This window comes from Mesorhizobium sp. NZP2234, assembly GCF_013170765.1.
GTDB classification, from domain to species: Bacteria; Pseudomonadota; Alphaproteobacteria; order Rhizobiales; family Rhizobiaceae; genus Mesorhizobium; species Mesorhizobium loti_D.
The window spans coordinates 5798775-5825161 of sequence record NZ_CP033364.1; the positions used below are offsets into that span (position 1 = coordinate 5798775).

23 protein-coding genes are annotated in these 26387 nt (G+C 62.9%); 4 read left to right on the forward strand and 19 right to left on the reverse strand.

What is annotated here, in order from left to right:
* Positions 1–3: 3 nt before the first annotated feature.
* From EB230_RS28225 to EB230_RS28260, 8 genes are all read right to left on the reverse strand, one after another.
* Positions 4–786 (reverse strand): aldolase/citrate lyase family protein, encoded by a 783-nt coding sequence (locus tag EB230_RS28225; protein ID WP_056565140.1) that lies wholly within the window; start codon positions 784–786, stop codon positions 4–6.
* Positions 787–803: 17 nt separating this feature from the next.
* Complete coding sequence (locus EB230_RS28230; protein ID WP_172374351.1) at positions 804–2498, reverse strand: GMC family oxidoreductase N-terminal domain-containing protein; 1695 nt, start codon at positions 2496–2498, stop codon at positions 804–806.
* Between the two features lie 14 nt (positions 2499–2512).
* On the reverse strand, positions 2513–3991 hold the full coding sequence (locus EB230_RS28235; RefSeq protein ID WP_172374352.1) for an aldehyde dehydrogenase family protein: 1479 nt from the start codon (positions 3989–3991) through the stop codon (positions 2513–2515).
* A gap of 85 nt (positions 3992–4076) precedes the next feature.
* Positions 4077–4934 carry an amino acid ABC transporter ATP-binding protein gene (locus EB230_RS28240; protein WP_056565150.1) on the reverse strand — a complete coding sequence of 286 codons (858 nt, stop codon included), beginning with the start codon at positions 4932–4934 and terminating at the stop codon, positions 4077–4079.
* A complete protein-coding gene (locus EB230_RS28245; RefSeq protein ID WP_056565153.1) occupies positions 4931–5584 on the reverse strand; it encodes an amino acid ABC transporter permease in 654 nt (217 codons plus the stop codon). Before EB230_RS28245 ends, EB230_RS28240 begins: the two co-directional genes overlap by 4 nt.
* Before the next feature lie 74 nt (positions 5585–5658).
* Positions 5659–6501, reverse strand: coding sequence for a transporter substrate-binding domain-containing protein (locus EB230_RS28250; protein ID WP_172374353.1), 843 nt, complete (start codon positions 6499–6501; stop codon positions 5659–5661).
* A 28-nt stretch (positions 6502–6529) separates the two neighbouring features.
* Complete coding sequence (locus tag EB230_RS28255; RefSeq protein ID WP_172374354.1) at positions 6530–7522, reverse strand: proline racemase family protein; 993 nt, start codon at positions 7520–7522, stop codon at positions 6530–6532.
* Between the two features lie 3 nt (positions 7523–7525).
* A complete protein-coding gene (locus tag EB230_RS28260) occupies positions 7526–8206 on the reverse strand; it encodes a GntR family transcriptional regulator (RefSeq protein WP_056565162.1) in 681 nt (226 codons plus the stop codon).
* Positions 8207–8317: 111 nt separating this feature from the next.
* Here EB230_RS28260 and EB230_RS28265 point away from each other — a divergent pair, with 111 nt between their 5' ends.
* Positions 8318–9748 (forward strand): NAD-dependent succinate-semialdehyde dehydrogenase, encoded by a 1431-nt coding sequence (locus EB230_RS28265; protein ID WP_172374355.1) that lies wholly within the window; start codon positions 8318–8320, stop codon positions 9746–9748.
* A 369-nt stretch (positions 9749–10117) separates the two neighbouring features.
* Here EB230_RS28265 and EB230_RS28270 read toward each other — a convergent pair whose 3' ends face one another.
* From EB230_RS28270 to EB230_RS28320, 11 genes are all read right to left on the reverse strand, one after another.
* The gene (locus EB230_RS28270) at positions 10118–11047 is read right to left on the reverse strand and encodes a LysR substrate-binding domain-containing protein (protein WP_056565168.1); all 930 of its coding nucleotides are present in this window, start codon (positions 11045–11047) and stop codon (positions 10118–10120) included.
* A 57-nt stretch (positions 11048–11104) separates the two neighbouring features.
* The gene (locus EB230_RS28275) at positions 11105–12019 is read right to left on the reverse strand and encodes an SMP-30/gluconolactonase/LRE family protein (RefSeq protein WP_172374356.1); all 915 of its coding nucleotides are present in this window, start codon (positions 12017–12019) and stop codon (positions 11105–11107) included.
* Between the two features lie 15 nt (positions 12020–12034).
* The gene (locus tag EB230_RS28280; RefSeq protein WP_172374357.1) at positions 12035–13537 is read right to left on the reverse strand and encodes an aldehyde dehydrogenase family protein; all 1503 of its coding nucleotides are present in this window, start codon (positions 13535–13537) and stop codon (positions 12035–12037) included.
* A gap of 26 nt (positions 13538–13563) precedes the next feature.
* Positions 13564–15024: an aldehyde dehydrogenase gene (locus EB230_RS28285; RefSeq protein WP_210261354.1), complete on the reverse strand. Its 1461-nt coding sequence runs from the start codon at positions 15022–15024 to the stop codon at positions 13564–13566.
* Between the two features lie 35 nt (positions 15025–15059).
* Positions 15060–15437 (reverse strand): carboxymuconolactone decarboxylase family protein, encoded by a 378-nt coding sequence (locus tag EB230_RS28290; protein WP_056565175.1) that lies wholly within the window; start codon positions 15435–15437, stop codon positions 15060–15062.
* Between the two features lie 28 nt (positions 15438–15465).
* Entirely contained in the window at positions 15466–15873 is a 408-nt protein-coding gene (locus EB230_RS28295; RefSeq protein ID WP_172374359.1) for a hypothetical protein, read from the reverse strand.
* Position 15874: 1 nt separating this feature from the next.
* Positions 15875–17548: a GMC family oxidoreductase gene (locus tag EB230_RS28300; RefSeq protein WP_172374360.1), complete on the reverse strand. Its 1674-nt coding sequence runs from the start codon at positions 17546–17548 to the stop codon at positions 15875–15877.
* 36 nt (positions 17549–17584) lie between these two features.
* Entirely contained in the window at positions 17585–18556 is a 972-nt protein-coding gene (locus EB230_RS28305; protein WP_155772360.1) for an ABC transporter permease, read from the reverse strand.
* A complete protein-coding gene (locus EB230_RS28310; RefSeq protein WP_081294650.1) occupies positions 18556–19506 on the reverse strand; it encodes an ABC transporter permease in 951 nt (316 codons plus the stop codon). Before EB230_RS28310 ends, EB230_RS28305 begins: the two co-directional genes overlap by 1 nt.
* Positions 19503–21044 (reverse strand): sugar ABC transporter ATP-binding protein, encoded by a 1542-nt coding sequence (locus EB230_RS28315; protein WP_172374361.1) that lies wholly within the window; start codon positions 21042–21044, stop codon positions 19503–19505. The genes EB230_RS28310 and EB230_RS28315 overlap by 4 nt, the downstream gene beginning before the upstream one ends.
* A 73-nt stretch (positions 21045–21117) precedes the next feature.
* Positions 21118–22332, reverse strand: a complete 1215-nt coding sequence (locus EB230_RS28320; protein WP_162258877.1) for a substrate-binding domain-containing protein — start codon at positions 22330–22332, stop codon at positions 21118–21120.
* A 315-nt stretch (positions 22333–22647) separates the two neighbouring features.
* On the opposite strand from EB230_RS28320, the gene EB230_RS28325 reads away from it, so the two are divergent.
* From EB230_RS28325 to EB230_RS28335, 3 genes are read left to right on the forward strand one after another with little or no spacing between them, the layout of a single operon-like run.
* Positions 22648–23412, forward strand: a complete 765-nt coding sequence (locus tag EB230_RS28325) for a hypothetical protein (RefSeq protein ID WP_056565190.1) — start codon at positions 22648–22650, stop codon at positions 23410–23412.
* 3 nt (positions 23413–23415) lie between these two features.
* The gene (locus tag EB230_RS28330; RefSeq protein WP_056565194.1) at positions 23416–24384 is read left to right on the forward strand and encodes an electron transfer flavoprotein subunit alpha/FixB family protein; all 969 of its coding nucleotides are present in this window, start codon (positions 23416–23418) and stop codon (positions 24382–24384) included.
* Position 24385: 1 nt separating this feature from the next.
* Positions 24386–26341, forward strand: a complete 1956-nt coding sequence (locus EB230_RS28335; RefSeq protein WP_056565196.1) for a heterodisulfide reductase-related iron-sulfur binding cluster — start codon at positions 24386–24388, stop codon at positions 26339–26341.
* The last annotated feature ends 46 nt before the right edge of the window (positions 26342–26387 follow it).

Genomic DNA, 26387 nt, shown 5'->3' on the forward strand with positions numbered 1-26387 from the left:
CGATCAGGGCGCGATCGCGCTCGGCGTGCCGGCGCGGAAGGCCGGCAGCGACCGCGCCACCATCTGCTGCAGCATGCGGAAGTCGGAGAGGTAGGCCATGAAGCGGTAGCCCATCTTGCGCATGTCGACACCATAGGCCACCGAGCCGCAATGGATGCCCGGAATGACGCCGGCTTCCTTGCACTTGGCGGCGATGTATTCGATCGCCTCGTAAACCGAGGGATAGCGCGGATCGAAGCCGGGCGCCTCGCCCATTGTGACGGCAAGGTCCGAGGGACCGACGAAGATGGCGTCGAGGTTCGGCGTCTTCAGAATGTCTTCCAGGTTCTTCACGGCCTGGTCGCTCTCGATCATCGCCATGGTGATGATGGTGTCGTTGGCGTGCTGAAAATAGTCCGCCCCGGCATAGAGCGAGGCGCGCAGCGGGCCGACGCTGCGGCCGCCCTTGGGAAAATAGCGGCAGGCCTTCACGAAGGCATCAGCTTCCTCGGCGGTGTTGACCATCGGGCAGATCACGCCATAGGCGCCGGCATCGAGCACCTTGCCGATGATCGCAGGATCGTTCCACGGCACGCGCACCATCGGCGTCGTATCGGTCGTCGAGATCGCCTGCAGCATCGGCACGGCGTCGACATAGTCGGTCGCGCCATGCTGGAGGTCGACGGTCAGCGCATCCCAGCCTTGCTGGGCCATCAGTTCGGCCGAGATCGACGACGGAATGCCGAGCCAGCCCGTCACCACTTCGCCGCCGGCGGCCCAGATGTCCTTCACCTTGTTCTTGCGCATAGCCTTGAGGTCCTTTGCTATTGTCGGGAATTCAAAATCAGGTCCGCCGCTTTTTCAGCGATGGCGATGGTGGTGATGTTGGTGTTGGCGGCGATGATCGTCGGCATGATCGAGGCATCGACGACGCGCAGGCCCTGCACGCCGCGCACGCGGCATTCGGCATCCAGCACCGCCAACCGATCGCCGTCGGCGCCCATCTTGCAGGTGCCGGAGACATGCCAGCCCGACCAGACGGATTGCTTGACCCAATCGGCGATCAGCTCTTCATTGCCGAGCATCGCCTGGATGCGGTCGGTGGTGCCGAACTTGCGCTTGAGCAAGGTTTCGCGGAAGAACGGCGCGTAGTCGAAGAGGTAGGCCGCGGTTGCGGTCTTGATCCAGTTCGACGGCTTGCGGACGCTGAGTGCACGCGCCTCGTCGCTGTAGCCGGCCAGGAACCAGGTGTTGACGTGCTGCTGGACGTCTGGCGACTGCATGATCTTGCAGATGCGCTTGAAGCCATCGACAAGGCGCATCAGGTCGCGGCCGTCGGAGGCCATGTTCAGATCGACGATCGGCTCATCGGTCTGCACCGCGGACTTCAACGTCACGGTGCCGCGCGAATAGGATTTGTTGACGCAGACATTGAGCGCGCCCATCGCCTTGCCGAGCGGATGCCAGCCGGCACGGTTGACGGGCATCAGCAGCATGTCGCCGGGATGGCAGTTGGCATGGTTCGAAGAGTATCTGACGCCCAGAAATATGTGGCGCCGCTGACCGGGCTTGAGCCGCGCGGATTTCTTGAAATGCGCGCCGACGGCCAGATGCGGATGATCGGTCAGGTTCTCGCCGACACCGGGGCGGTTGGCGACCACGTCGATGCCCAGCCGCTTCAGCTGCGCCGCCGGACCGATGCCAGCGCGCATCAGGATGGCCGGCGAATGCAGGGCGCCAGCTGAAACGATCGTCTCGTTGGCGCGATGAATCTTCGTGCGGCCAGCGATCGTGACCTCGACGCCGGTGATGCGCGGCCCCTCGGTCACCAGTCTCTCGACGAAGGCATTGGCGAAGATGTGCAGGTTCTTGCGGGCACGCGCCTCGGCGTCCAGATAGCCGATCGCGGTCGAGACGCGGCGGTCGTTCTCGTTCGACAAAGGCAGCGGGAACGAGCCGTCCTCGAAACTGCCATTGTAGTCCGGCCGGTAGGGATAGTCGCTTTCCGTCACCTTGAGGACGGATCGGGTAAAGCCGGCCCAGTCCTGCGGAAAGACGCGGCGGATCGGAATCCGCCCGGTCTTGTTGTGAAGCTCGCCATCGAAATCGAGATCGCGTTCCAGCTTCTTGAGATAGGGCAGCATGCCGTCCCATCCCCAGCCGGGCAAGCCGAGACCTTCCCATTCGTCATAGTCGTGCGGCATGCCGCGCACCGCGAACTGGCCGTTGATGCTGGAGCCGCCGCCCATCACCTTGGCCTGTTCGAGCTTGGCCGTCTTGACCACCTGCGCATTCTGCTTGGGCGAGCGGTTGAAGACGCGTAGCTCCGTCCAATGGTATTTCGGGTCGAAATAGGACAGGCCGGGATAGCTGTCGGCGATCACCTCCGGAACGTCGTCCGGCGGCGTGTCGGGCCCGGCTTCGAAAAGCGCGACCTGCTTCGTGCCGTTCTCCGAGAGACGGCTGGCGAGCACGGCACCCGCCGAGCCGCCGCCGACAATGATGTAATCGAATTGCATGTGCTTGCGCTCGCTCAGGCGTAGTTGGCCCAGATGGCCTTCTGGCGCAGGAACGCCTCGACGCCGGCACGACCCATGTCCTTGCCGAAGCCGGACCCCTTGTAGCCGCCGGCCGGGTAGGTGAACTCCGGGCCGCGCCCGTGCTGGTTGATCCAGACCATGCCGGCCTCGATCGAATCGGCCGCCTTGAGCGCTTTCTTCATGTCCGTGGTGTGGACGCTGGCGGCGAGCCCGTAGACCGGGTGCGCCGCCAGGGCGAGGCCTTCGTCGAGGTCGGCAAAGGTGCGCACCGTCAGCACCGGACCAAAGAACTCCTCCTTGAAACCGATATTGTCGTCGGCGACATTTTCAAGGATCGTCGGCGCGAAAAAACTGCCTTCGTTGCGTCCTTCCAGCACCGTGCCGCCAGTGATGACCGAGGCGCCTTCGCTGATGCTTGCGCGCACCATCGTATCGATGCGCTCAAGCTGCTTGCGGCTGATGATCGGCGCGAAGGTGGTCGTCTCGTCCCAGGTCGGTCCCGCCTTGATCGCCTTGGTCCGGGCAATGACGCGTTCTAGAAGTTGATCCGCGATCTTGTCCTCGACGATCAGCCGCGAACCGGCCGTGCAGACCTGGCCGGCATTGTCCATGAACGCCGCAGCGACGCGGCCGGCCACCACATCGATGTCGCCGGCATCGGCCAGCACCAGTTGCGGGCTTTTGCCGCCGAGTTCGAGCGTGACGGGCTTGATGCCGGACTGGGCAGCGAGCGTCATGATCGCCGCACCGGTCTGCGTCGATCCGGTGAAGGAGATTTTCAGGATGTCGGGATGGCGCACGATCGCCGCACCGGTCGTATGACCATAGCCGTTGACGACATTGAACAGACCGGCGGGAATGCCGGCCCTGGCGGCAAGCGCCGCCAATGCCAGAAGGCTGTGCGGCGTCAGCTCCGACGTCTTCATCACCACCGCATTGCCGGCGGCCAGCGCCGGGGCGAATTTCCAGGCGGCGGTGATCATCGGAAAATTCCATGGAACGATCGCGCCTACAATGCCGTAGGGTTCATGCTTGACGATGCTCAGCGCATTCGCCTCGGTCGCGGTGACCGTGCCTTCGATCTTGTCGCAGAACTCGGCGTAGTAGCGCACGACGCCGGCGGTACGTACCGCGTCGCGGACGATCGTCATCGAGATCAGCCGGCTCGACCCCATCGCTTCCAGCTGTCCGAGATAGGTCGCGTTCTCTTCGATCAGCGCCGCGAAGCGCATGAGCACGGCGGCGCGATCGCGTGGCGCGATCTTCGCCCAACGGCTTTGCGCCAGCCCCTTCTTCGCGGCATCGACGGCTTGCTGCACCGCGGCCTCCCCGCCATCGGTGATCAACCCCATGGGCTGGAGATCGGAAGGGCGCAGAACCTCGATCTCCGCGCCAGGCAGTTCAATGGACTGCCCGCCGATATGATGTCCCCTGGGAATGGCGATTGTGGCCGGATCGAAACTCAGTGTCATTGATGTCTTCCTTTTGCGGCCAGCTCGAAAGGGGGGCGCATTCGACGATGTCCGCTTGGCTGTTTTCGCGTGAAGCGGCGTGCCTTCAGCACGCCTTCTCGGCTTCACGCGCCTCGAGGAACGGGCGAAGCAGATCCGCCGATTCATGGAAGCGTCCGACAAATGTCTTCAGACGCGGATGTTCGGGATGCAGCAGCACCTTGGCTGGTGGCCCCTGCTCCGCCACCAACCCCTGATCGAGGAATACGACCCGGTCGGCGACCTCGAAGGCGAAGCCTAGCTCGTGGGTGACGATCACCATGGTCATGCCGCTCCTGGCCAGCTCGACCATCGCCTTCATGACTTCGCCGACCAGTTCGGGATCGAGCGCCGAGGTCGGCTCGTCGAACAGCATCACCTTCGGCTGCATGGCCATGGCTCTCGCGATCGCGACGCGCTGCTGCTGGCCGCCGGAAAGCTGGCGCGGATATTTCTCGACGTGCTGCCCCAGCCCCATGAGATCGAGCAGTCGCAGCGCCTTCTGGCGTGCCTGCTCCTTCGGCTCCCTCTTGACGATGACCGGGCCTTCCATGACGTTCTCGAGCGCCGTCATGTGCGGGAAGAGATTGAACTGCTGGAAGACCATGCCGGTCTTGGAGCGGATGCGGTTGACCTCCTGGGCCGGTATCTGGGCGCCCTTGCCATCGGCCCTCCTGTCGAACAGCGTTTCGTCATCGATGACGATGCTGCCGCTGGTCGGCATGTTGAGCAGATTGATGCAACGCAGCAACGACGTCTTGCCCGACCCGCTGGCGCCGATCAGCACCACCACCTCGCCTTCGACGACCGAGAGATCGATGCCGTTCAGCACACGCTTGTCGCCGAATTTGAGGCAGATCCCGTCCAGCCGCAGGACAGGCTTGTCGCTCTTGTCCGTCACGGCGCTTGGTTCAATGGCGCTCATTTCAGGCTCCCTCTTCTTTCGAGTTTCCTGGACAAGAGGGTCAGCGGGATCAGGATGATCAGGAAGATGACGCCGACGGCGGTGTAAACCTCCATCGGCCGATAGGTGAAGCTCGAGATGTAGCTCGCCTGATAGAGAAGGTCCGGAACCGTGATCATCGACAGCAGCGTGGTGTTCTTCATCTGGATGATCGACTGGCCCGCCAGGGGCGGGATCATCTTGCGGAATGCCTGCGGCAGGATGATCCGGCGCATGCGCTGGCCATAGGACATGCCGATCGCGGTCGCCGCATCCGTCTGGCCGGGATCGACCGACTGGACGCCGGCGCGCAGGATTTCGGCGTAGAAGGAGCCGACGTAGCAGCTCAGCCCGATGAAGCCGGCCCAGAATTTCGTGACATTGATGCCGGCGAAGATCGGGAAGGCGTAATAGACCCAGAGCAGCGTGACGAGCAGCGGAATGTTGCGGAAGAACTCGACATAGATCTGGCCGAGGATGACCAGCGGCTTGAACGTGCTGAGCTGGATAAGCCCGATGAACAGGCCGATCAGCATGCCGGCACCGATGGTGATGACGGTGAAGTAGAGCGTCATCAGCAGGCCCTGCCAGAGCAGCCCGATATTGTTGGTTATCACTGTATAGTCGAACATGGCGTCCTCACTGGTTCGATGCACGTCCAGTGGTGGCCTGACCGCCGCACCAGGCGGCGGTCAGGCTGTTGCGATCAGAAGGAGAACCCTGCCGGAAGGATCGACAGGTCGATGCCGCGGGCTTCCCACGAGCGGGCAAGCTTGCCCTGTGCAAGGCCGAGCGAACGCTCCTGCAGGATCCAGTTGGTCAGGAAGTTGATGTAGCCGGCATTGCCCGGCTTGCGGGCGACGGCCAGCGTTGCCGGATTGCGCAGGATCGGCTCGGGCAGCGAGACATTGCCGATCTTCTGGTTGGTGATCTGCAGCGCATCGAAGATGGAAAGCACGACGCCATCGGCGCGGCCGGCCTGCAGTTCCATCAACGCCAGGCCACGATCTTCCACTGGTGTGATCTTGGCCTTCGGCAGCAGCGCTTCGGCGACGACCTGCATGGTGCTGCCCTTCTGGACGACGACGGTCTTGTCGGGCGAATTGAGCTCGGCCCAGGTCTTGACCGGCTTGCCGGGAGGCGTCAGCACGGCCCAGGCGTCGGTGAACAGCGGCTCCCATAGATAGTCGACGACAAGACCGCGCTTCGGGTTCGGATTGACGCCGATGGCGATGTCGATCTTGTTGGACTGGAAGTCGGCGGCCAGATTGCCCCAGGTGGTCTCGACAGGCTCGAGCTTGACGCCGAGCTGGGTCGCGATCTCGCCCAGGAATTCGTAGTAGAAGCCGCTCCATTGGCCGGTGGCCGGATCCTTGATATAGCCCGGCTCTTCGCCGGTCATCACAGGAACCTTGAGCACGCCGCTGGCACGGATCTGGTCGATGACGGCGGACGGACTGTCGTCGGCGGAAGCAGCGATCGGCGCGGTGAGCAGGCCAAGACCGATGGTCAAAGCGGCCATGAACGTACGCATTACCGTGAATTTCATGTCATTCCCCTTTCTGAGTTATTTGTGGTTAGCGGGCTAGAAATCCCTTCGAGAGGGGGTCGCCCTTCTCGAAGTAGATTGTCTGGGTCGAGGTAATGAAGGCCGAGCCCTCGATCTCGATGATCATCGCTTCGCGGCCTTGCTCCTCGACGCGCCTTTGCAGGCGCGCTTCGAACGGAATGCCGAAGATATTCCTGGCGCGATAAGTCTGGTCGGGGCTGATCAGCCCCTTCCCGAGCAGATAGGTCAGGCGCGCCGAGGTGCCGGTGCCGCAAGGCGAGCGGTCGAACTTGTTGGATTCCAGGACAAGAAAATGCGTCGCCGAATGCGCGCTGTCGGCATCGTGGAAAAGCACGCTCGGCGCGGCAGCACCCGCCAGCAGAGGCAGGTCCTTCATCGCCGCCTTGATCGCGTCCTTGATCCTGGCGCCGGCCTGCATCAAGACCGATGCATTGTCCGGGGTCAGCTTGAAGCCGAGCGACGCGGCGTCCACCAGCGCATACCACATGCCGGCATAGACAATCGCGGCATCAACCTTGCCAATGCCTTCGACGGAAACACTCAAGCGCTCCAGCCCGACATAGCTCGGGACGTTGGCTATGCGCACCCGGTCCAGCGAACCGTCTTTGTTCCAGATCAGATGAACGGTCACGATGCCCGCAGGCGTTTCCAGCGTGAAGCTGTCGCCCGTTTCGACAGAGATCTGGCCTGTGAAGGCCAGCGTCCTGGCAAGGCCGATCGTGCCGTGACCGCACATATCGAGATAGACATAGGACGAGATGAAGAACGCGCCATAATCGGCGACATCGGAGGCGACCGGCACCAGACCGACCATGGCGGCATGGCCGCGCGGTTCATGCAGCAGCGCCGGGCGAAGATGGTCGAAGCGCCGGCGGAAATGGTCCCGCTTCTCCCGCACGCTCGAACCGGAGAGTTTCGGAACGCCGCTGAGGATGACGCGCGTGGGGTGGCCGGCGGTATGGGAATCGATGACGCTGAACGCTGACGAGAAGCTGGACACGGACTAGCCCTCTCCGAACGCGTCGCGAATGCCGGCCCGCATGCTTTGCCAGATTTCCCGGATGAGGTTTTCGGTCATGGCCTTGGCGCTTTCGCCATCACCTGCGGTGATCGCATCATAGATGCGGGCCGTGTCGTCCAGCGACAGCTGGATGATCTTCGGATCCTGCTCGTAGGCGTGATAGCGGTAGCGCAAGGCCTGCTTTTCCAGACCCCCTAGCAGGCGTGTCAGCGTCTTGTTGCCGGCCAGCGTGTAGGTCAGGAGAGAGCCGCGGACGTCGACGATGAAGAACTGCCGTGCATCGTTCCTGGCCTGTGCCTGCTTCAGCTCCGACAAGAGGTTCTTGAATTCGGCCTTCTTTTCGATGTCGGCGGATTCGGCCGCCTGCTTGGCGACCAGCCCTTCGAGTTCGATGCGACAGGTATAGACCTCGTCGAAATCGCGCTGCGACATCGGTGAAACCCAGATGCCGCGCCTGGCCTCGCGCATTACCAGGCCGTCGCGCTCGAGCAGCCTGAGCGCCTCGCGCACCGGCGACCGGCTGACGCCGTAACGCGCGGCGACCATTTCCTCGGTCAACCGCTCCCGCGACTTGAGGCGGCCGAAGATGATCTCTTCCTCGAGCATCTCAGCGAGATTCTCCGGGATGGCGACCGACAATTTCTGGATGCGCGCTAAAATCATGTCGACACCATACTGTATACAATGTACAGGTCAAGCCATCGCGGAAATTTTCTTGTGACGTGCAATCCGCCGGCGGCTTTCCGCGCCCGCCGGGCTGAAAGGGCCAGGAACATGTATCCAGAGACGATCGAGCTGCTGATTGACGGCGTGTGGTGCCAAGGGTCGGACGGCAAGTCCGAACCATTGATCAATCCCGCCACCGAGGAGGTGCTGGCCACCGTGCCGCATGTCACGGAGGCCGACCTCGACCGTGCTCTCGCCGCATCGCTCAAAGGCTTCAAGCTGTGGAAGACGATGACCGCGATGCAGCGCTGGGCGATCATGGACAAGGCCGCCGACCTGATCGAGCAGCGCAAGGAGACCATCGCGCGTGTCCTGACGATGGAGAACGGCAAGGCGCTGGCGGAGGCCACCGGCGAGGTGCAGTTCGCGGCGGACGCGACCCGCTGGTATGCGGAAGAAGGCAAGCGCGCCTATGGCCGCATCGTCCCTGCCCGGCTGCCCGGCGTGCGGCAGATGGTGTTCAAGGAGCCGGTCGGGCCTGTCGTCGCCTTCGCCGCCTGGAACTTTCCGGCCAGCAATGTCATCCGCAAGATTTCAGGTGCGCTCGGCGCCGGCTGCTCGATCATCCTGAAGCCGGCGGAGGAAACGCCGGGGACCGCGGTCGCCATCGCCCGCTGCTTCCAGGACGCCGGACTGCCGGCAGGCGTGCTCAACATCGTGTTCGGCGAACCAGCCAAGGTCTCGTCCTATCTGATCGCCTCGCCGATCCCGAAGAAGGTCTCGCTGACCGGATCGACGGCCGTTGGGAAGCTGTTGCAGAAACAGGCGGCAGATACGCTGAAGCGCTGCACCATGGAGCTGGGGGGCCACGCCCCCGTCATCGTTTATGAGGACGCCGATCTCGACAAGACGCTCGATACGCTCGTCGCCTTCAAGTTCCGCAATGCCGGCCAGGTTTGCACCTCGCCAACCCGCTTTTACGTGCATGAGGCTATCTATGACCGCTTCATCGAAGGCTTCGCCTCACGCGCCGAAAAGCTCAAGATCGGCGACGGCCTCGACGCAAACGTGCAGATGGGCCCGATGATCGCGCCGCGACGGCTCGACGCCATGGACGGCTTCGTCAGCGATGCGACAGCGAAGGGAGCGAGCGTCGTCACCGGCGGCAAGCGGATCGGCAAAAAGGGTTATTTCTACGCTCCGACCTTGCTGAAGAATGTTCCGGATGCCGCGCGCATCATGTCCGAAGAGCCGTTCGGGCCGATCGCGCCGACCACCACCTTCTCAACCTTCGACGGCATGATCGAACGGGCAAATTCGCTGCCTTATGGCCTGGCCTCCTTTGTCTTCACCCGCAATCTCAGCCTCGCGCAGAAGACCGAGATGGCACTGGAGGCCGGCATGGTCGGCGTCAACCACATGATGGTGTCGACGCCGGAAACGCCGTTCGGCGGCGTCAACGTATCCGGGTACGGCTCAGAGAGCGGCATCGAAGGCCTCGACGCCTATCTGCGGACGAAGTTCGTGACGGAGATGTAGAGCGCGCACATCGATGCGCTGCGGAGATGATTGGGGAGCGTGGGGATCAAGGCGAGGCATGGCTTCCGTTTTGCGAGCGCGATGCCGAGCCACCACACGATTTTCAATCGACCGCGAGCGCAATGATCATCTCGAGTTCCACCGTGATCTGGTTGGGCAGTGAACCTGCTCCAATGGTCGACCGGGCATGCATGCCTTATTCTCCAAACACGGAAACGAGCAGGTCCGAACAACCGTTCATGACAGCGGGATGGTCGGTGAAATCTGGGGGACGCGTTGATAAGTCCGAGGACCTTGACGATGTCCGCGACCCGGTCGATCGAGCCGGCCGCCGCGTCTGCGACGGCCAGCAGATGACGGCACCAACACTCATTCAGGATAAGTTGTCGGTTTCCAGATGTGGGTGGACATGATGTCCCGCAGTTCCGTGCGCACCGCGCGGAAGAGCGGCCGAAAATTCGAGGACATCGGTCGCTGCGACGAGGTCGCGAGGATCAGCTGTCGGGTGATCGGTGGGTCGAATGGCCAGACCTCGATGCGGCCAGCCTCGACAAGGAGATGGACGGAAGCATAGGGCAGAACCGTATAGCCTGTGCCCTCCTCGACCAGAAGCAAGGTTGACGGCATTGCCTCCAGCTCCATCTCGACACGCGGATAGATGCCATGCTCCGCCAGGGTGTTGTCGATAAGCCGCCGCAGCCCGTGCGGGCGGCTGGGCAGGATCATCGGCAACTCGGCGAAGATGTCGAGGCCGACCGGCGCGCGCGGCAGCACGCGCTCTGACAAGACCGGTCCGATCAGAAAAAGCTCGTCATCGGCCAGCGGTTCAGTCAGCACGGACGGATGGTTCGGCGAATTGTACAGCACGGCGGCGTCGATGCGGCCGGCAATCAGCCATTCCAGGATATGGCCGCTGAAGCCCTCGATCACCTGCAGCGCGACATTGGGAAACTCGTTCTTGATCTTCTTGACCAGCGGCACCGTCAACACGGTGCCGACCGAAGGCGGCACGGCCAGCACCAACCTTCCCTTCGGCGAGGATTTGAGGTTCGAGACTGCATTCTGCGCCAGCCGCATCCGCTCGACGATCTCGTCGGCATGAGCCTTCAGGAGCACGCCCGCCTCGGTCAGGACGACACCGCGTCCGTTGCGATAGAACAGCTCGACGCCGAGCTCCTCCTCAAGCCCGCGAATATGGCGCGTGACCATCGGCTGGGTGACGCTGAGGTCGAGTGCGGCCTTCGAGAAGCTGCCAGCCGCACCGACGGCGATGAATACCTGTAGCTGCTTCGTGTCCAACTCTCACCCCAACCATCCGCTGCCGCAGCGCTTCCAAGCCCCCCAGTGGTGTCCGTGTCACGTACCGAACGCGTACTTCTGGCCTCGGACATTCAGAAACACGGCATAGACCGATGTTGTCGCCGTGATGAACAGCCGATTGTTGCGCGGCCCGCCAAAGGCCAGGTTCGCAACCATTTCCGGCACCTGGATTTTCCCGATGAGTTCACCTTCGGGCGTGTGGCATTGTACGCCATCCCATGCGCTGATCCAGAGATTGCCCATAACATCAACGCGAAAACCATCCGGAATGCCAGGCGATATGTCGGCGAAGATGCGGGAATTCGCCAATCTGTCGCCGTCGACGTCAAACTGCCTGACGTGATGCGGAGCGCCGCGGTCGGTTAGAAAACCGGAGTCCGAAATGTAAAGGTGCTTCTCGTCGGGCGAGAAGGCGAGCCCGTTCGGCATGGAGAAATCATCGGCAACGACGGTGATCTTTCCCGATAGCGGATCGATCCTGTAGACGCGGCAGCCCGGCTGCTCCTGCAGGCCCTTGCGCCCTACATAATCGGAGATGATCCCGTAGTTCGGATCGGTGAACCAGATGCTGCCGTCGGACTTCACGACCACATCGTTCGGCGAGTTCAGCGGCTTGCCACCGTAAGCGGAGGCCAGCACCGTGATCGAGCCGTCCCATTCGGTACGCACGACACGGCGTTCGCCCTGCATGCAGGTCACCAGCCTTCCACTACGGTCGCGCGTGTTGCCGTTCGGGTTGGAGACATGGCTTCGGAACAGCGAAACCGCCCCCGTCTCCTCGTCCCATCGCAGCATGCGGTCGTTGGGAATATCGCTCCAGATCAACGAGCGGAGGTCGGCGAAATAGACCGGGCCCTCCGCCCAGCGATTTCCCGTGTGGATGGTTTCGAGGAATGCGACCGGATCGATCAAATCCCCGAATCGCGCATCGATCGTCTCGTAGCAGGACATCGGCCGCCCCCTCGCCTATGGCAGCCGGATCGCGACGGTCTTGGTCTCGGTGTAGAGCTGGAGCGCCTGTTCGCCAAGTTCTCGCCCCCAGCCCGATTGCTTGAACCCGCCGAACGGCATGGTGACGTCGTTGAAGTTATGGCAGTTCACCCAGACCGTGCCGGATTTGATCTTCGCGGCCAGCCGATGCGCGGCGCCTAGATTGTTGGTCCAGATCGATGCGGCAAGGCCATACTCGGTGTCGTTGGCATCCTTGGCGAGTTTGTCCAGGTCGTCGTCGTCGAAGGGCATCGCGCAGGCCACCGGCCCGAATATCTCTTCGCGGATCACCGACATGTCAGGCCGCGTGCGGGAAATGACCGTCGGCTTGACGAAATAGCCGACGTGGCCCGCACGCGCGCCGCCAGTGACGATCTCGGCGCCATCGCTCCTGCCTTCCGAGATCAGCCGGGTGATGCGTTCCATCTGCTGCTGAGAGACGACGGGGCCAAGCTCCGTCGCAGGATCAAGCCCGGCGCCGAGCTTCAGCTTTTCGGCCCGCTCGGCGATCCCGGACATGACCTTGTCGTAGATCTTCTTGTGAACGAAGAAGCGCGTTCCCGCGCCGCAGCTCTGCCCGGCATTGAAGAATGCCGCGCTCGAGGCGCCGGCCACCGCCATGTCGATATCGGCATCGCCAAGCACGATGGTCGGTGCCTTGCCGCCAAGTTCCAGGCTGACCTTCTTGAGATTGCCGGTCGCGGCGCGGGCAATCAGCCTGCCGACCTCGGTCGAACCGGTGAATGCCACCTTGTCGATGTTGGGATGGGCAGACATCGCCGCACCGACGGTTTCGCCAAAACCGGTCAGGATGTTGACCACGCCTTCCGGAAAGCCGGCGTCCTGGACCAGCTTGCCGAAATAGAGCGCGCCGAGCGGCGTCTGCTCGGCCGGCTTGAGCACGATCGTACAGCCGGCCGCCAAGGCCGGCGCCACCTTCCAGGCCAGCATGCTGAGCGGGAAGTTCCACGGGATGATCTGACCGACGACGCCGACCGGCTCGCGGCGGGTATAGGCGTGCCAGTCGCCGGGCGCATTGATCGTCATCGTCTCGCCATTGATCTTCGTGGCCCACCCCGCATAGTAGCGGAACGTCTCGGCCGTGAACGGCACCTCGCCATTGCGGGAATCACCGATCGGCTTGCCGCTCTCATAGGAATTGAGCGTCGCCAGCATATCGACATTGGCATCGATCAGATCGGCGAGTTTCCAGATCAGCCTGGCGCGCTCGGCCGGCACCATTTTGGACCAGGGGCCGTCGATCGCCTTGCGCGCGGCCTGGACCGCCAGATCGACATCGGCGCTGTCGCCGGCCGGCACGGCCGCAATGATCCGGCCGTTCGAAGGATCGACCACATCCAACGTCTTTCCCGAGGCCGCCGGGAGCCACGCGTTGCCGACAAGCATCGCATGGCTGCCGCCGACGAACGCCGCCACCTTGGGATCGAGTGGCGGCACGGCATCGAAACGTATGGTCATGGCTTCCTCCCGAAGCATCTGGTCGATCAGCGCTGGACGAACGGCGCGGGAATGGAATTCCCTGCATCGATCCAGATGCTTTTTTCCTGAAGATATTCGTAGATGGCGGTCTGGCCGTTCTCGCGGCCGATACCCGACTGCTTGTAGCCGCCGAAGGGGGAGAGATAGCTGGTGGCGCGGTACATGTTGACCCAGACGCTGCCGGCCTCGAGCCGCTCGGGCAGGCGGATCGCCCGACCGAGGTCCTGCGTCCACATCCCGGCCGCAAGCCCGTAGATGGTGTCGTTGGCGATAGCCACCGCCTCGTCCTCGTCGTCGAAGGGAATGACCGACAGCACCGGTCCGAAGACCTCTTCCTGGGCGATGCGCATGGACTGCTTCACGTTGCCGAAGATCGTCGGCTCGACGAACCAGCCGTCGGCAATCGACGTGTCCTCGGGTATCTTGCCGCCGAGCAATTGCGCAGCGCCCTCGCCATTGGCGATGCCGATGTAATCGAGCACTTTCGCGCGCTGCGGCAAGGTGGTGATCGGACCCACCTGGGTCTCGGGATCGAGCGGATCGCCGATCCTCGCGGTCTTTGCGAAGGCGACCAGCTTCTCCGTCACCTGGTCATAGACCGAGCGCTGCACGAGTGCGCGCGATCCGGCGATGCAGGTCTGCCCGGTCGCGGCGAAGATGCCCGAAACGAGGCCGGGAATGGCCGCGTCCATCTTTGCGTCGGCAAAGACGATGTTGGCGGATTTGCCGCCGAGTTCGAGCGTAACCTTCTTGAGCCCGCCGGCGGCGGCCTGATAGACGCGGCGGCCGGTGGCGTCGCCGCCGGTGAAGGCCACTTTGGCGACATCGGGATGCGTGACGAGGCGGTCGCCGATCTCGTGCCCGAAGCCGGTGACGATGTTGACGACGCCCTTGGGAAAGCCCGCCTTCTCGAAAAGCTGGCCGAAGAACAATGCCGACACCGAGGAGAATTCCGACGGCTTCCAGACGATCGTGTTGCCTGCGGCGAGCGCGGGAGCAAGCTTCCATGTCGCCAGCATCAGCGGCGAGTTCCATGGAGTGATCGCTGCCACCACCCCGAGCGGCTCGCGGCGCGTGTAGTTGAACACGCCCGGCTTGTCGATCGGGATGACGCGCCCCTCGATCTTGTCGGCGAGGCCGCCAAAGAAGCGGAACCATTGCGGGATGTATTTGCACTGCATCCGCATTTCATTGATCAGCTTGCCGTTGTCGCGGGTTTCGAGAACGGCCAGGTTCTCGGCCTCCTCCGCCACGAGGTCGGCAAAGCGCGTCATGATCTGTCCACGCACCGTTGGGGTCATTGTCCGCCACTCGCCACGGAACGCGGCCGCGGCTGCCTGAACGGCCGCATCGACATCGGCTATCCCGGCGCGCGGGACGAGCGCCCATGCCTTGCCGGTGAAGGGATCGAAGGATTCGAAATAATCCCCCGACCGCGCGGCGGCCGGGCGGCCGCTGATCAGCATGGAGAGCTTTTCCGTGGCGAGCGGCGGACGGGTTGTCATGCTCCGACTTCCTGCAAAGCTTCGCGCGCCACCCGGAAAGAATCCACGCCTGCGGGCACGCCGGCATAGATCACGACCTGTAGAAGGACTTCGCGGATTTCGTCCTTGGTCACACCGTTGGTCAGCGCACCCTTGACATGCATCTTCAGCTCGTGCGGACGATTGAGCGCGGCAAGCATGGCGAGGTTCAGCATGCTGCGGGTCTTCTTGTCGAGCGTGTCGCGGCCCCAGACGGCGCCCCAGCAATATTCCGTCACGAGTTCCTGCAGCGGACGATTGAAATCGTCGGCGCTGGCGAAGGACTTCTCGACGAATTCGGCGCCCAGAACCGATTTGCGGATTTCAAAACCCTTGTCGAATACATCTTTGCCCATTGGATTGTCCTTTCCGTTGATTGGGAGATCAAAGGCCGGGAGTCGGCCGATATTTGCGGCCGCGCGCAATGACGTGGCCGAGCGAGCCGTTGGTCAGGTAAATCTGCGTCGCCTTTGAATCGTAGGGGACGTTCTCCTGGCCGGGATAGCCGATCAGTTCGCGCACGCGCGGGGTCATGTAGTAGGTGGCGATGGCAATCGTTGTGATCGCCGAGAAGGCTTCGCCATCCTCCTCGTTAAGGCTTTCCAGGCAAGCCTCGGCGCCGCTGGCCGGATCGACCGTGATGCCGCGCGCAAAGCCCGGCTTCAGGTCCGTGCGAAAATCCAGTGACTTCTCGACGTCGGCGTAGCCGCAGACGTCGCTGAACTTCGGCATCTTGCCATGCGCGGGGATCAGGAAATCGGCGAGCGCGAAGAAGATGTTCTCGTTCGACATGTCAGGCCACCTTCTGGTTGCGGCGTTCGGCGATCATGCGGCGCGTGTTGCGCAGCGCGACCGCCATGATGGTCGCCGTCGGGTTGGTGGCGCCCGAGGTCGGGAAGGTCGACGCGTCCATGACGTAGAGGTTGGGCACGTCGTGGCAGGCGCCCCATTGGTCGACGACCGAGCGCTTCGGATCGTCACCCATCACGGTGGTTCCGATCAGATGCCAGCCCGATTCACGCACCGGTGTCGAAACCAGAGTCTCGATGGCGCCGGCGGCGCGCACCGATTCCAGGCAGCGATCGATATTGAACTTCAACAGCCGGTTGGAGTTCTCGTTGACCTTGTAGACGATCTGCGGCGCGGGCAGCCCGTCGGAGTCCGTCAGATCCTTGGACAGGATCACCTGGTTGCTCTCTTCGGGAAGATCCTCGCCGACAATGCCCCAGATCAGCGAGTGACCGAAGCGGCGCGCCACATTCTCGTGCAGGTTGGCGCCCCAGAAATCCTGGAACCGGCCGCTCTCGGCGACATAGACCTTGGATCCGGTTGCCCCGGACACGCCGACCGGTCCGCCCGAGGGCATGCAGTTCCATTTCGAACCGCGCACGAAGCCGCGGCTTTCGTCGGTCTCGTAGAACTCGAGCGAATAGACCTGCTGGCCAAAGGGGCCGCGCCAGGAATCGAGCGGATCCGTGTAGGAGGCAAGCACGCTGGCGAAGGGATGCATCATCAGCCTTTTGCCGACCATGCCCGATGAGTTGGCAAGGCCGTCCGGATTCCTGGACCCTCCCGACATCAGCAGCAGCCGGGGCGTGCCGACGCCATTGGCGCACAGGATGACCACCTTGGCGCGCTGGCGCCGCTCCCGGCCGTTCGCGTCTATATAGACGACGCCGGTCGCCAGCCCTTGCTCGTTGGTCTCGACTTCCTTGACCCGAGCACGGGTGACCAGCCGCGCGCCGGCTTTCAATGCCAACGGCCAATGCGACCGGTCGGTCGTGGATTTCGCGCCCTCCGGACACCCGGTAAGACAGGTTCCGCGGCGCACGCACGGATTGAGTTCGCCGAACGTCTCCGACGGTATGGCATTGCTGCCGGGCCACCAGTGCCAGCCCATCTTTTCCATGCCCAGCGCGCCGCGCAGACCGACGGAGCCGATGGGCAGCGCCGGGAAGGGATAGGCACCGCGAGGCGGATAGGCCGGATCGCCGGCGAGACCGGAAACGCCCACCTCGCGCTCGATCTCAAGCTGGTAAGGCAGCAGGTCCTCATAGCTGAACGGCCAGTCCTCGGCCACGCCGTCCATCGACCGCACGCGGAAGTCCGACGGCAGGAAATGCATCCATTGCGCGCCATAAAGCGTCGCACTGCCGCCGACGCCGGCGAACATCAGCGGGTTGATGTCCGTCGTCGACGTGTCGACGGGATAGTCGTTGGGATTGTCACGGACGTTGGGATTGGGATGCCAGAGCTTGGTGCTGACAAGCTCGTGCTCCGGACGCGCGCCGGTATAGTCGGCATAATCAGGCCATTCGCCCTGTTCGAGCACGACAACGGAAATGCCGGCACGCGCCAGATGAAGCGCGGCGACCGAGCCGGATGGGCCGGCCCCGACAATCACGACATCCACTTCCTCGTCGCGCCTTGCCCGTGCACCGCGATCCGCCAGAACTTCAACGGTCATTTTCTTCCTCCCTTGGGGTCCAACGGCAGCATCGGGTCAGGCGAGCCGCGTCCGGTAAAACGCCGCCGCGCCGATGATGATGACGCCCTTGATGATGAGCTGCATCTCGATCGGAAATCCGAGCAGCAGCACGAGATTGTTGATCACCACCAGAACAGCCACGCCAAGCAGCGCCGCGAAAATGTTGCCGCGCCCCCCGGTAAGCGCCACGCCGCCCATCACGGCGGCAACGATGGAGTCCAGTTCGTAACCTTGGCCGACCCAGTTCGAGACGGTACCGACATAGCCGAGCAGGAACAGGCCGCCTATTCCCGCGCAGACCGAGCAGATGACGTAGCAAAGGATGACCACGCGATCGGGCGCGACACCGTTGAGGAACGCGGCCTTCGGATTGCTTCCCACCATGAATATCTCACGGCCGAGGCGTGACCGGTGCAGCACGATGCCGAACGCGATTGCCAGGAACGCCAGGGTGATCAGATTGACCGGTACGCCAAAAATCCGCCCCGAGGCCAGAAAGCCCATGCCCGGCGGCAGGGTGCTGATCGGCGCCCCGCCGGTATAGGCGAAACGAATGCCCTGCAGGATGATCATCATCGCCAGTGTCGCGAGAAACGGGCTGACATTGCGCTTGGCGACGAGCCAGCCGTTCACCAGGCCCACCACGGCCGACAGGGCGATCGCGGCGATGAAGATCATCGGAATCGCTTCATTGGTGGTGGCTTTGAAAGCGGTCGCCAGCACCGCCACCGTCGCCATCAGCGAGGCCACTGACAGGTCCAATCCGCGCACCAGGATGACGAAGGTCTGACCGATCACAACCATGCCAAGCGGTGCCGCGATGGTCAGCACATTGACCAGGTTGGCCGGCCGCAGAAAGGTCGGTGAGGCGAGAGCCGCGACGATCATCAGCGCGACCAGGAAGACCACCAGCCCGTAGCGCTCGAAGACAGACGCCAGGGAAATGCCTTGCGATCGCGGCATCGGTGTATCGAGAGGCGCCATCATTATCTCCGCCTTGGTGTGTGGATGCCGACCGCGATGATGATGATAAGACCCTGGATGACCCACTGGTAATAGGACGAGACATTGACGAAATTCAGCAGGCTGTTGAGCATGGTGACGAGCAGCACGCCAAGGAAAGTGCCAAGCACGCCGCCTCTCCCGCCGGCCAGGATGGTGCCTCCGACCACCACCGGCGTTACCGACTGCAGCGTCAGCGCGGCACCGATGCGCGGGTCGCCAACGCCAGTTCGCGCAGTCAGGAAAATCGCCGCTATGCCCGCGCACAGGCCCGACAGCGCGTAGGCAAGCACCACGATGCGATCGACCGGCAACCCGTTCAGCCGCGCCGCTTCCCGGTCGCCGCCGACGAAGTAGATGCTGCGGCCCGTGCGCGTGCGCTGCAGCCAAAGCCCGGCGAGCGCGAAAATCGCGACGAGCACGACGGCGCTGAGCGGAACGCCGCCGACCTTTGCATAGGCAATATCCGCGAAGGCACGCGGTACGGAGCCGCCGGGCTCCTTGCGGTACATCAACGTTCCGCCGAAGATGATCGAGGACATGCCGAGCGTGACGATCAACGGATGGACACGCAGCACGACCGTCAACAACCCGTTGAGCGCGCCCACGGCGGTCGCGGCGACCAATGCGAGCGGCAGTGCAAGCCACACCAGATCGGGGCGCCATTCGAGGAAGTTCGCCAGAAAGACGGTGAGCGCACCAACCAGCGAACCGACCGCCAGATCGATGCCGCCCATCAGCACGACAAACGTCTGGCCTAGGCTGACCATGCCCAGCACGATGAGCTGCTGGAACAGGTTGCCGATGTTGCGCCAGGTCAGGAATCGATCGGACAGGAAGCCGCCGGCGACCGCAAGCAGGACCAGCAGCACCGCCACGATCAGATAGGAAAGCATCAGCCGGTTGCGGCGAAGATCCATCGTGATGGCACTCATCCTACCGGCTCCGCACGCTGATCGATTTCCGCATTGCGGTGCCCGACAGATCGTACCGCGAGATCCATGATCGCCTCTTCGCCGAGCGCATCGCCGTTGATTTCGCCGACGACATAGCCTTGAGCCATCACGAAGACCCTGTCGGAAAGGCCGACGATTTCGGGCAGTTCCGAACTGATCATCAGTACGCCGACGCCAGAATCCGCCAGCCGGCGCACGATGCGATAGATCTCCACCTTGGCCCCGATATCCACCCCGCGCGTCGGCTCGTCGAGGATAAGCAGCCTGCTGGCGATGCGCGACCAGCGGCTGAACAACACCTTCTGCTGGTTCCCACCGGAGAGATTGCCGATCTTCACGTCAGGCGACGGCGTCGCGACCGAAAAGTCCTGGATCTGCCGCATGGCCACCGCACGTTCCCGCTTGCGGTCGATCAGGCCATGTTTCGTTATGCCGCCGAGGTCGGGCGCTACGATATTGGCGGAAATCGGCAGGCCGAGAAACAGGCCGTCGTCCTTTCGGCTCTCGGTCAGAAAACCGAGTCCATGGCGTATCGAGCCCTTCGGAAGCTTCGCCGCAAATGGCTTGCCATCGAATTCGATCACACCATTCTCCACGGTGCGCGTGCCGAAGATCGCCTCGGCGACCTCAGTGCGCCCTGAACCGACCATGCCGGCCACGCCGACGATTTCGCCAACCTTGACGTTGAGGCTGACGTCACGGACGCGCGGACCAGCCTTGAGATTGCGAACGGCGAGCACATCCGGGCCGCTCGCCCGTGCGGTACGCCGAGGCGGATAGATCTGGCTGAGCCGGCGACCGACCATCCGGGTGATCATCTCCTCGCGCGTGAGCGCGCTTACCGGGCTCGTGCCGACGAGCTGGCCGTCCTTGAGGATCGTGACCGTGTCGGCGATCTCGAAGATTTCCTCCAGCCTATGGGAGACGTAGACGATGCCGACGCCTTCGTTGCGCAGCCTGCGCATGTTCTCGAACAAAAGATCGACCTCACGTCCGGCGATGACCGCCGTCGGCTCGTCCAGGATGAGCAGCCGCACCTTGCCGACCAGGGCTTTCGCGATCTCGACCATTTGCTGGTCGGCAAGCGGCAATTCGTCGATCCTGGCGTGGGTTGGGATGTCGACGCCGAGCTGTGAGAGGATTTCAGCGGCGCGGACGTGGCGGGCGCGGTTCGAAATGAGACCCAGCATGCCGCGAGGCTGCGTATCGACCAGGATGTTCTCGGCAACAGAAAGCTCCGGAAAAAGAGCAAGCTCTTGATGGATCACGTGGATGCCGGCAGCGCGTGCTTCCTTCGGCGACTGCCAGGAAACCGGCTTGCCGAGATAGGTCATGGTCCCGGAATTCGGTTTGGTCACGCCGCCCATGACGCGGATCAGCGTCGACTTGCCCGCGCCATTTTCGCCGAGAAGGGCATGAATCTCGCCGGGTTGCACGGCGAAATCAACCTTGTCCAGGGGTTTGACTCCAGGATAGTCCTTCTCGATCTGACTGAGTTCAATAACAGACGCTGACATATCCGGTGCTCGAACTGTTCAATGCACGTCCGGTGCGCGCCCAGGAGGGCGCACACCGGGTCGCTTGGGAGGCTTACTTCGGATAGTCGGGATTGAATGTGCTCGGATTGTAGCCGGCAGGCAGCCCGTTGCTTGGCGACAGATCACCCGGGTCGCTCATGCTGACATGGTCGAGCAGATGCCTGTCGCCCTTGACAGAGACCGTATCCGCGCCGGGCGACGTGACGACCTGGAAGCTCACCTCGACCTTGTCCGGGACCGAGATGCCCTTGAGCACGTCGAGCGCGGTCTCGATGCCGGTGATGCCCATCGACGTCGGATAGTCGATGCCGACCATCTTGATGTTGTGCTGGTTGGCCAGCTGATACATCCGGGCAACGTCGCCACCGGTCATCGGCGGGAATTCGCCGTCCTTGTAGCCGGCGTCAAGAAACGCTTCGATCGCGCCATAGCCCTGTAGGGCGCTGTCGGCCAAGACACCGTCGATGGCCTTGCCGTGCTTCTGGATCAGCGCGGCCATCACCGATTTGCCGGTTGCCGGATTCCAGTCGCAATACTGCTTCTCCAGCACCTTGATGCCGGGGAATTTCGAGAACACTTCCTCGTTCGCCTTGATGCGGATTTCCGCGACGCTCGATCCGGCGATGCCTGGCAGCATCACGATGTTGCCCTTGCCGCCCAGCGTCTCGCACAACCACTGCGCCTCGAGACGGCCCAACGCCCAGTCGGATGCCGTGACGTAGGTGATGTAGTTGGCCGGCGTCTTCACCTTGCGATCGACCATGACGACGGGAATGCCCTGTTCGGTTGCGCGGCCGACGACGGAATCGAGCGCGTCCTCGGTCGAGGCCGCAATGAGCAGGATATCGACGCCCTGGCTGATCAGATCCTGGATATCCGCGATCTGCTTGGAAGGATCGTCATTGGCGTCGGTGACGAGAAGATGGGCGATCTCGTCGCGATGCTGGCCGGCGGACCACAGAACGCCATGCTGAAAGGCGACGCGCCAGGCATTGGAAATCGAAGCATTGGAGAACCCGATCGTGTACGGACCCGCCTTCTTCCATTTCGAGGTGTCGACCATGGTATTGGCATTGGGGTTCCACATCCAGGTGCGCGGCGCGCCGTAGTAGCCAGGCTTCTTTTCCGCCGTCTCCGAAGCGACGGCCGCGCTGGTCTGGGCGAGTTGGATGGCCGGCGCGGCGGCCATGGCTGCCGCCACGGCCGGCATGCCCCGGATAAAGCCCTTGCGGGAAATCTTGTGGTCTAGGATGCTCTTTATTGACATTGGTTCCTCCTCCTTAACGCTCGACAGAGCGTTTAAAATTCTCCTCAGGAATTCTCGCACACGAGAAATTATAAACAAAGAATAGATGTTTATATCTCGGGCAAATCGCACGAGCATTCTCCTGACAACCTCCAACTCAGGAAAATTCGATTGGACGCGATTTGACGCAAATTAGCAGTCGATTACCCACGATCGTCAATCTGCCGTCTTGTAATAGCTGCTATTACCTTTTTGGCCATTGGGAGGAGCGAGGAATACGACTTATCTAGCAGTCGGTGCTGGGCGCTCGAGGTGCGTTCCGTCGGAGGAGAGGCCGTGAATATTCTTGTCGTCTTGCGCATGATCCCGGATTCCGCGGGCGAGCTGCAACTCGCCGAGGACGGCCGCAGCATCGATCGGGAATGGCTGGATTTCCAGCTCAACGATTTTGACGATCATGCTCTCGAGGAAGCAATCCTGCTCAAGGAGGCCTGCGGTGCCAAGGTGACGGCGGTGGCCGTTGGCGAAGGCGCCAACCGGGTCCTGCAGATGGCCGCAGCGCGCGGCGCCGAGGAAGTCGTGGCACTTCAATCAGAGGAGGACGCCATGATCTCCTCACGAGAGATCGCGGCTTCCATCGCGGCGATGGCGAGGGCAAAGTCGGCAGACTTGGTTCTGTGCGGCGTCCAATCGACCGAGGATGTCTTTGGCCAGCTCGCGCCCTATGTCGGCGCGCTGCTCGACTGGCCGCATGTGTCGGGAACCAACCGTATCGTTGCGAACGGCGCCGTGCTTCGGGTCACGCAAGAGCGCGGCGCGGGTGTCGCCGTCACCTATGAGTTGGCCACGCCGGCGGTGCTCGGCGTTCAGACCGCGTCGAAGGCGCCCCGTTATGTCTCGGGCAGCAAGCTTCGCGAGGCGTCCAAGACGCCCATCGGCCGCGCCACGCCCGAATTGTCGGGTTTCGAGCGTTCCGCCGAGATCATCACATTGCGCCTGCCAGTCCAGGGCGGCTCCGGCGAGAACCTCGGCGGCAATGCCGAGACAGTCGCGGATCGCTTGATCACCATCCTGGCAGCCAAAGGCCTGGCGAGGAACTAAGCCATGAAATTGATTGCCTGTACCGAAGGCCATTCCGGCAAGATCGAAGCCTTCTCCCTTGAAATGATCGCCGCGGCGCGGTCGCTGGCCCAGGCCGACGACGAGGTCGTTGCCTTTTTCGCCGGCCGTGACGCGGAAGGCGCATCCGCTTGCCTTGGTGCCGCCGATCGCCTGATAGTGGCCTGCTCCACAAGATTGGATGTCATTCCCGCCGAGGCCTACACGCTGCTTCTGCGCGACGTCGTCACCGCCGAAAGCCCCGGCCTGGTCCTGGTTCCCTATTCGGCAAACGGACTGGACGTGGCAGCGGACATCGCGGCGCGAACCGGCTGGCCGCTCATCTCCTATGTCAATGAAATCAAGCGGCATGGCGAAAGCCTGACGATCGTCGCGCAGATGTATGGTGGCAAGATACTCGCCGAATGCGAAGTGCGGCTGCCCGCGGTTCTGATGATCAACCCAGGGGCCTTCGCAGCGGCAGTGCCGGATCCGATCGCGGCCGTGAACGTGCAAACGATCGATGCCGAACCCGTACTCACCAGCGGCAAGGTGAAGATGGTGGCCATCGACATGCCGGATTATGCTGACGTCGATCTGACGGCAGCCGACAGGATCGTGTGCGTGGGCCGCGGCATCGGCGACGAGGCAAGCATCGATCTTGCTCGCAATTTGGCGACGATGCTGGGGGCGGAGATCGCCGGCAGCCGTCCTGTGGTCGACAATGGCTGGCTGCCGAAGCTGCGCCAGGTCGGCAAATCCGGCCAGAAGGTGAAGCCGAAGCTCTACCTGGCGCTCGGCGTGTCCGGCGCGCCCGAACATCTCGAAGGCATGTCGCAGGCCGAGCTCATCATTGCCGTCAACACCGATCCGAAGGCGCCCATCTTCAATGTCGCGCATTACGGCGCGACCTGTGACCTGTTCGATCTCGTCGCCAATCTGAGCGACAGGCTGCGGGCCGGCTCTGGCCGTTGAGATGGCATCGACCCTGCCACTGTGGATCCTGGTCGTCACAGCACTCGCGCTGACGGCCTGGCGCTCTCGTCGTTACGCGGTTGCTCTCGCCAATGCACCGGCAGCGGCCCGCTTCGACCGCCCGATGCTGCGTCTCCAGGGCGTGATGGTCGCCATCGGCATGCACCGGAAAATGCTCCGCAAGCCGCTTTCCGGCGTGCTCCACGCAATCATCTTCATTTCATTCTTCGTGCTGTTCACCGCCACGATCGATGCCTTCGGCTCGCGGCTGTTTCCCGGGTTCTCGCTAGCGGCCATCGGAGGCGAAACCTGGATTGCCGCTCTGCAGGATATCTTTTCGGTGCTGATGCTGATCGGCGTCGCACTTGCACTCTATCAGCGCTACGTGCTTAGGCCTGCCCGCTTCGATGGCTCGAACGGCAGCGATGCGGCAATCATCTACGTGTTGATCGTTCTGATCGTGGCGTCTCTGCTGCTCGAGGCGGCGGCGCGCATAGCCGGCGGCGCCGACGGCTCGTGGCGGCCCGTCGCGTCGGCGCTGGCAGGACTGCTCGAGCGTGCCGGCATACCGGGACATGCGGGCGAAGAGCTGTTCTACTGGGTTCACGTCGGTGCCATCCTGGCGTTCCTCGTCTATATCCCCGGTTCGAAACACCGGCACATGTTCCTTGCCGCGCCCAATATCTACTTCCGCAGCCTCGAGCCCCGCGGCCTGGCACCCGCGGTCCCGGAAGCGCGCGAGGCTCCAGGCATCGACAACCTGGGACAGTTCGACTGGAAACAGCAGCTCGACCTTCTGTCCTGCACCGAATGCGGCCGTTGCCAGGCGGTCTGCCCAGCCTATGCCGCCGGCCTGCCGCTCAGCCCGAAGTTGCTGATCACCGAAATGCGCGATGCGCTTGCCGCGGGACCATCGGCGGCCCCACTGGTCGGCGGCGTGATTTCCGAGGAGACGCTGTGGGCCTGCACCACCTGTCGTGCCTGCATGGAAGCATGCCCGGTCGAGATCGAGCATCTGCCCAAGATCATCGACATGCGCCGTCATCTGGTCGACGAAGGCCGTGTCAGCCCCGGTCTGCAGGAGGCGCTGTCGAACCTGACCCGTCTCGGCAACTCCATGGGCAAGCCTTCCAAGATGCGGGCCCGCTGGACCAGGGAACTCGGCTTTCCAGTCAAGGACGCACGCGAGGAACCCGTCGACGTTCTGTGGTTCGTCGGAGACTACGCGTCCTACGATCCGCGTGTTCAGGAAATCACCCGCAAGGTTGCCGAACTGCTGACCGCGGCCGGTGTCGACTTCGGCATTCTCTTCGATGCCGAGCGCAACAGCGGCAACGATGTGCGGCGTGCCGGCGAAGAAGGTCTGTTCGAGACGCTCGCTCAGTCCAACATCGATGAGATCAAGGCGTGCAGCTTCAACCGGATCATGACCACCGATCCGCATAGCCTGAATGCGCTGAAGAACGACTATCAGCATTTCGGCGCGGCGTTCGAGGTGCTGCACTATACGGCGCTGCTGGCGGAACTCATCGCGGCGGGAAAACTCGACCTGCATGTCGCCGACGGCGCCAGGGTCACCTATCACGATCCCTGCTATCTTGGACGCTACAATGGCGGCTTCGATGCGCCGCGCGAACTGATCCGGGCCGCCGGCTATACGCTTCATGACATGCCGCGCTGCCGGGAGAATTCCTTTTGCTGCGGCGCCGGCGGCGGCCGCATCTGGCAAGGTGACGACGGCGTGACCGAGCGGCCGAGCGAGAACCGCATCCGCGAGGCACTGAGCCTGGGCGACGTCGCTTATTTCGTCGTCGCCTGTCCCAAGGACAAGGTGATGTACACAGCCGCGATCGATGCACTCGGCGTGGCCGACAGATTGAAGGTCGTGGACATAGCGGAACTTCTCGTGCCGCGTACAAGCCAGGCGCTCGAAATGCCCACGGTGGAAACGACCTGACAGAATGCGATCCGGGAAATCGAGACCAAGCACCATGGGCAATAGG